This is a genomic window from Pseudoalteromonas sp. TB25 (genome assembly GCF_000497995.1).
In the GTDB taxonomy this organism is placed as follows: Bacteria; Pseudomonadota; Gammaproteobacteria; order Enterobacterales; family Alteromonadaceae; genus Pseudoalteromonas; species Pseudoalteromonas distincta.
The window spans coordinates 39,978-46,497 of sequence record NZ_AUTI01000393.1 but is presented as its reverse complement, the minus strand read 5'-3'; the positions used below and the strand labels follow the sequence as shown (position 1 = coordinate 46,497).

Genomic DNA, 6,520 nt, shown 5'->3' with positions numbered 1-6,520 from the left:
AAGCCGATGACGAAGTATTCTTTATTGCCGCTACAAAACATATACGCGCAGTAATGAACGAGCTACAAAAACTTGAGCGTTCGTACAAAAAAATTATGATAGCTGGTGGCGGTAACATTGGGGCAGGCCTTGCCCGCTCACTTGAAAAAAACCACACCGTTAAACTAATTGAACGCAGTAAAGAACGTGCTGAGCAACTCTCAGAAATGCTCGATAACACGGTCGTTTTTTGTGGTGACGCATCTGATCAAGAACTGCTCTCAGAAGAGCATATTGAACAAGTAGATGTGTTTATCGCTGTAACCAACGACGATGAAGCAAACATTATGTCAGCCATGCTTGCAAAACGTATGGGCGCACAGAAAACCATGGTGCTTATCCAGCGTGGTGCTTACGTTGATTTGGTACAAGGCGGCGAAATAGATATTGCCATATCGCCACAACAAGCAACAATATCAGCGTTATTAACGCACGTACGCCGTGGTGATATTGTTAATGTGTATTCACTGCGTAAAGGTGCGGCAGAAGCCATAGAAGCGGTTGCTCATGGTGATGAAAGCACATCTAAAGTTGTTGGTCGCGCGATTGCCGACATAAAACTTCCAGCGGGTACAACTATTGGCGCAATAGTACGTAATGACGATGTACTGATAGCTCACGATGATACAATTATTATGTCGGGCGATCATGTCATTATGTTTTTAATCGACAAAAAACATATTACCGTTGTAGAAAAACTATTCCAAGTAAGTGCTATATTCCTTTAACTAGTTACGCTAATTAGTTAATTTAAAATACAAAAAAGCCGCTGACTAAGGCGGCTTTAGTGGAGTATCTTCGAATATTGATTACTGTACCTTTGAAAACTCTTCTTTAGAGATTTCACCATTTCCATCAGTATCTAAATCATCAAAAATCTTCACAAGTTGAGGGTTAACCTTCGCTTCTTCCATTGTAATCGCACCGTCGCCATCTGCATCAAAAGAGGCAAAATCTACTGCAGCATATGCTGCTGATGAAGATGCTAAAACGATAACTGCAAGTGTTGTATTGAATGTTTTCATAATAATATTCCTAGTAATATGGGAAGTCCTTTTCAAAGATCCCTGACTGTGAAAAATGTTTAATCTGAAAAAAGATTAGTAATTAGCGAATTCTTCTTTAGAAAGCTCGCCGCTACCGTCGGTATCTAGCTCAATAAATTCAGCCATTAAATCGGTATCGACAGCCGCTTCGCTTGGGCTAATTGTGCCGCTACCATCGATATCAAGGCTGTCAAAATCTGATGCTGCAAATGCAGCTGAAGAAGATGCTAGTACTATAAGTGCTAATGCTTTATTTAAATGTTTCATAACTTAATCCTTCAATGTTCTATCAAAAAAATTGCTTCGTTTAACTTAAAACGTAATTTTTCACTTCCTTGTTATCCTCTTTCGTAAGCTCCCTTGCCTACTTAGGTTGTCTTTGGCAACTCAGGATAAATACTTTTTAATTAAGCTTCTGAAAATTCTTCTTTTGATAACTCACCATTTTGGTCAGTATCAAGCTCAGAAAACATGCTCATTAATTTTGCGTCTACTGATGCTTCTGCTTGGCTAATTGTGCCACTGCCGTCTACATCAAGTGTGTCAAAATCTGTTGCTGCAAAAGCGGCTGAAGAAGATGCAATAGCGATAAGTGCTAAAGTTTTATTAATGCTTTTCATAATATGTATCCTTCAAATTTATGTGTGTGCGATTAAGTATTTCACTTTGAATCACGATTTCGTTCAGTACACCCTGACTATTACAACTTAAATGCCAACATTGAAAAGCCATGAACTTTCAACAAGTTAAAAACAAAACATACAATAAGTAGGAATTTTCAGAGTCATTACTGTTGCCTTTTCGCAACACGCTTTAGAGGTGAAAAACTAAAGTCATTAAAAACAAATAGTTATGTTTATATAAAAAGATACATTTTAAAATGTAGAGCTATAAAAGGAGGGATTTTAAAAAATAATTAAGGTTAATTTTAACGAAGTAGCTATAACAACAAAAAACAAGCCATAACAAAAAATACGTAAAGCATTGTTTTAACTGAATAATATTTTTAATTATATAAAAACAAAAAAACACTTTATAAATACTCACGTAAAACGACATTTTGTTGCAAATAAGCGAAAAACGATTTAGTCAACGGTGGGCTCAAGCGCAGATGGGTCTATAAAATGCTCTTTCATAAAGGTTTTCATTTCATCCTCGCTTGCTAGTAGCTTAATTCCGCAGTGCACACCTGCGACATGCTCTTTAACACTGCAAATTTCACCTTCAAAATCTTTATCACTACTATTGAGTACGACAGTGCATTGCATATCTTTAATACCTTCAGCTTGCTGATCGCCTCTAATATCAAACATTACACCAGTGAGTGAAATGTCCTTAATAAGGCCTTCAAGCACTCTATCGTCACTTAGTTTTAGCTTTGCAGGTAACAAGGTAGGTATGCGTGTTTGCGAGCGTAGCGCAAATAGCTGCACTTGCTTAGGAAAATTAATAAAGACGAGTTTAGCGGGATGAGAGGCTACTGACATAATTTGCTGGCGAAACGCAATAACTTGCCCNCCCGCCACTGCCTTCAATCAGTGCTCTTACAACAACCATTACACCATCACGTAAATAGTCACTCGCTGCAGGTAAACGCTTAGCATTGGGATAATTTAAAATAATAAACTGTTTATCGAGTAAACCAACTAATTCAGTTTTAACACGCTTACTGCTTGTAGGTGTTAATATTTCTAGGTCAACTAAACTGCCTACACCTATATGCTTTAGCTTTTCTAAATTTGTTGGCATATCCCTTTTTCCAATATTTTGTAATTTAAAACTTAAGCCGCTCGTTTATCCACGCCAAAAAGTAGGCGTAAATAACACTAATAAAGTAAATATTTCTAGGCGACCAAACACCATTGCAATAGTAAGCAACCATTTAGCACCATCGGTTATAGCACCATAATGCGACGCTACATCTCCTAAGCCAGGCCCTAAGTTATTTAAACAAGCCGCAGTGGCTGAGAACGCAGTTATGTTATCCATACCCGTGCCCATAAGCGCTAACATGATAATAATAAATACAAGCGCATAAGCAGAGAAAAAACCCCACACGGCTTCTACTACTTTGTCTGGCAACGCCTTACGACCCAGCTTGATTGAATATATAGCCCGTGGGTGCACTAAACGATTGAGCTCACGCACGCCCTGCAAATAAAGTAAAAATACGCGCACTACTTTCATACCACCACCGGTAGAGCCTGCACAGCCACCAATAAAGCTCGAAAATATAAGTAAAATAGGTAAAAACAAAGGCCATGTTGAAAAGTTATCAGTAGCAAAGCCTGCTGTTGTACTCATTGAAACAGCTTGAAATAACGCCTGATCGAGGGTTTCATCGCCATTAGCAAATATTTCGTTAGAGGAAAGTACGGTAAAACAAATAACCACCAGCGCTAATTGAATACACAAAAACACCTTAAACTCAGGGTCTCTGATATAAACTTGTATGTTTCGGCTCGCCACTGCGGCGTAATGCAGGGAGAAGTTAACAGCGGCAATAATTAAAAAGAACACACAAATAAAGTTAATTACAGGGCTGTCGAAGTGCCCCATGGAGGCGTCGTAAGTAGAAAAACCACCTATCGCCACCGTTGAGAATGCATGACATATAGCATCAAACCACTCCATTCCTGCAGCCCAATAAGCCAGCATACAAGTAATAGTCAACGACACATAAATATACCAAAGGTGCTTTGCTGTATCGGCAATTCGCGGGGTCATTTTAGAATCTTTTACAGGCCCAGGTATTTCAGCGCGATATAACTGCATACCACCAACACCTAGCATGGGGAGTATAGCGACAGCGAGTACGATTATACCCATACCGCCAAACCACTGGAGTTGCTGGCGATAAAACAACACCGACTTAGGTAAGTACTCAATACCGGTAAGTACTGTAGCGCCGGTGGTTGTTAAGCCAGAGAATGCTTCAAACACCGCATCGGCGAGCGATAAATTAGGTTCTTGTAAAAAGATAAGCGGCAAGGACGCAAACGCCCCAAGTACCAGCCAAAACAAAACAACAATTAAAAAGCCTTCACGTGCTTTTAAATCACCGTTTTCATGGCGGTTTGGGTAATAAGCCATCATGCCAATAACAACACTAAAGATAAATGCTAAAACAAAAGGAACACCACCACCGTCTTTGTATATTAAAGACACCAGTGCCGGAGGCACCATGGTAATACTAAACAGCGCAACAAGTTGGCCAAGAATTTTTATGATGGTACGAAATTGCATTTAGCTTGTCGCTTTTATTATTAGTAAATTCAGGCTGAGTAGTATCAACCAAATTAAATAGGGTCAGTATGCATTATATGCAATTTGTGTAGGTTATTACTCTTTAATAGTTAACTCAACTGCGCCGTGACTTAAATCAAAAATATCTTTGACTGCTTGCTTAGCTTCGCGGCTATCGATTGTAATCACCCACTCAATATTAGCAGTAAATTGCTTATCAATATTAAGCACTTGATACTTTGTTTTTAATAACTGCTCAATCGCGCCTTGCATGCTGTACTCACTACTCCCAATAATTTCAACGCAGGGAACTTTAAGCACCGTTTGCAATTTTACTAGTGCATTATTTAATGAGCCACCATAAGCACGTACTAGTCCGCCGGTGCCTAATTTTATGCCGCCAAAATAACGTGTCACCACGGCAGTAATTTCGCCAAGGCCCGAACCCACCAGCACATTTAGCATAGGCTTTCCTGCAGTGCCATTAGGTTCACCATCATCCGAAAAACCATAAACATGGCTGCCACCGGGGTTGCCTGCCACATGTGCCCAGCAGTTATGACGTGCATCGCTATACTTTTCTTCAATGCTTTTAATAAATGTTTTTGCTGAATTTAAATCGGGGGTGTGTGCAATGTGGACTATAAACGTACTTTTTTTTATTTCTTCTTGATGAAAAACGTCAGCAGCAGGATATTTATATTCAGACATATTAAGAGCTCAATTAAAAATGGGGCCTAAAGGCCCCGTTCATATGCATATTTTAACGTTTATTCGCTAACTCGTCTTTATAGAAATTAATCGAGTTCTAAATTACGCGTCATATTCTCTAGGCTATCTTCGTGAACAATAATGTTATCTTCAATACGAATGCCGCCAAATGGTTTAAATGACTCTACCTTTTCCCAGTTAATAAACTGCTTATTATCGGTTTGCGCTAAATCACCAAGCAGTGAATCAATAAAGTATAAACCTGGCTCAATAGTAAACACTTGGTTTTTTTCGATCAGGCGAGTACAACGCAAGAACGGATGCCCTTCAGGCGATGGTTGATGTGTGCCCTTTTCATCACTCATAAAACCGCCCATATCATGCACTTGTAAACCTAGGTGATGTCCTAGTCCATGCGGGAAGAAAGTAGATGTAATTTTACGCTCAACAATTTCCTCCGCGGGTAGGTTAACAATTTTAAAGTCACTAAGTATTTGTGCGATACGATTATGACATTCAACGTGTAAATCACCATAAAGCATACCCGGCTTTAAACCTTTACCTAACTCGATTTGTTGAACAGTCATCGCTTGCACAAGCTCAGCAAACTCACCCTGCTTTTTAAAATCATACGTACGAGTAATATCAGCAGCGTAACCATTAAAGTTTGCACCGGCATCAATTAAAAATGAGTTGTGGGTGTGTGGCACTTTTGGATCAAAGTGCGTGTAGTGCAAAATAGCGCAGTTTTCGTTAAGCGCAACAATGTTGCCGTACGGCATTTCATTTTCGCTTTGACGTGTCGCCATTAAGTACGCTTGCTGAATGTCGAACTCGCTACCACCATTAAAGAATGTATCGCGTGCAGCTTTATGCCCATCTACTGCAATGCGGTTAGCGTTGCGTAAACATTCAAGTTCGTACTGGGTTTTATAAGCGCGGTGGTAATGAAAATAGTTAAGTACAGGCTCAGGGTTCATAATACTAAAACCAAGTGCTTGCGCTACTTCAATGTATTCACCCATGTAAGCATATTTAGCTTTATCATATGGTAATAACTTTTCTACTTGATCAGGCTGAAGTAGTAGCTCTATATCAAAGTACTCAGCCCAAAAGTCGCGAGGCTCGTCTGGTACTTTATGCCAAAAATCTACCGGGCGATAAAATATGAGTTTTGGCTTGTCGCTGCCATTTACCACAATCCAGCAATGAGGATTATCAATAACCGGTAACCATGCTTTAAACTGTGGATTAACTTTAAATGGATAATACATATCATCTAAAAACTGGCGCTTAGCTTGGCCTGAATGAATTACTAATCCTTCTAACCCTTCGCTATTACAAATTGTACGAGTACGCTGTTGCAGTGTTGCAATATGTTCGGCGTATAAAACGGCTAATTTATCCATTGTTAATCCATCTGTTAAATTTAACTTGCTATGAGTCTATCACTTATACCAATTGCATTAAATTAATGA

7 protein-coding genes and 1 pseudogene are annotated in these 6,520 nt (G+C 39.3%); 1 reads left to right on the top strand and 7 read right to left on the bottom strand.

Annotated features, from left to right (window positions below; all coding sequences use genetic code 11):
• Positions 1–767 (top strand): Trk system potassium transporter TrkA (gene trkA, locus L652_RS0117340; RefSeq protein ID WP_024603575.1); only part of this gene is annotated, 767 nt, incomplete at its 5' end.
• An 81-nt stretch (positions 768–848) separates the two neighbouring features.
• Here trkA and L652_RS0117335 read toward each other — a convergent pair.
• The 7 genes and pseudogenes from L652_RS0117335 to pepQ form a co-directional block, all read right to left on the bottom strand.
• Positions 849–1,064, bottom strand: a complete 216-nt coding sequence (locus L652_RS0117335) for an EF-hand domain-containing protein (protein ID WP_024597191.1) — start codon at positions 1,062–1,064, stop codon at positions 849–851.
• A gap of 75 nt (positions 1,065–1,139) precedes the next feature.
• A complete protein-coding gene (locus L652_RS0117330; RefSeq protein WP_004335174.1) occupies positions 1,140–1,352 on the bottom strand; it encodes a calmodulin in 213 nt (70 codons plus the stop codon).
• Positions 1,353–1,492: 140 nt separating this feature from the next.
• A complete protein-coding gene (locus tag L652_RS0117325; RefSeq protein WP_004335175.1) occupies positions 1,493–1,705 on the bottom strand; it encodes an EF-hand domain-containing protein in 213 nt (70 codons plus the stop codon).
• Between the two features lie 465 nt (positions 1,706–2,170).
• A pseudogene (locus L652_RS01000000124035) lies at positions 2,171–2,834 on the bottom strand (flagellar brake protein).
• Between the two features lie 45 nt (positions 2,835–2,879).
• Positions 2,880–4,331 (bottom strand): TrkH family potassium uptake protein, encoded by a 1,452-nt coding sequence (locus tag L652_RS0117315; RefSeq protein WP_004335179.1) that lies wholly within the window; start codon positions 4,329–4,331, stop codon positions 2,880–2,882.
• A 96-nt stretch (positions 4,332–4,427) separates the two neighbouring features.
• Positions 4,428–5,042, bottom strand: a complete 615-nt coding sequence (locus tag L652_RS0117310) for a YigZ family protein (protein WP_024597189.1) — start codon at positions 5,040–5,042, stop codon at positions 4,428–4,430.
• An 86-nt stretch (positions 5,043–5,128) separates the two neighbouring features.
• Positions 5,129–6,451: a Xaa-Pro dipeptidase gene (gene pepQ / locus L652_RS0117305; protein ID WP_024597188.1), complete on the bottom strand. Its 1,323-nt coding sequence runs from the start codon at positions 6,449–6,451 to the stop codon at positions 5,129–5,131.
• Positions 6,452–6,520 lie beyond the last annotated feature (69 nt).

Excerpts from the sequence above, each read along its gene's own strand:
- L652_RS0117335 (WP_024597191.1), bottom strand. The coding sequence starts at position 1,064 with ATGAAAACATTCAATACAACACTTGCAGTTATCGTTTTAGCATCTTCA.
- L652_RS0117330 (WP_004335174.1), bottom strand. The coding sequence starts at position 1,352 with ATGAAACATTTAAATAAAGCATTAGCACTTATAGTACTAGCATCTTCT.
- L652_RS0117325 (WP_004335175.1), bottom strand. The coding sequence starts at position 1,705 with ATGAAAAGCATTAATAAAACTTTAGCACTTATCGCTATTGCATCTTCT.
- L652_RS0117315 (WP_004335179.1), bottom strand. The coding sequence starts at position 4,331 with ATGCAATTTCGTACCATCATAAAAATTCTTGGCCAACTTGTTGCGCTG.
- L652_RS0117310 (WP_024597189.1), bottom strand. The coding sequence starts at position 5,042 with ATGTCTGAATATAAATATCCTGCTGCTGACGTTTTTCATCAAGAAGAA.
- pepQ (WP_024597188.1), bottom strand. The coding sequence starts at position 6,451 with ATGGATAAATTAGCCGTTTTATACGCCGAACATATTGCAACACTGCAA.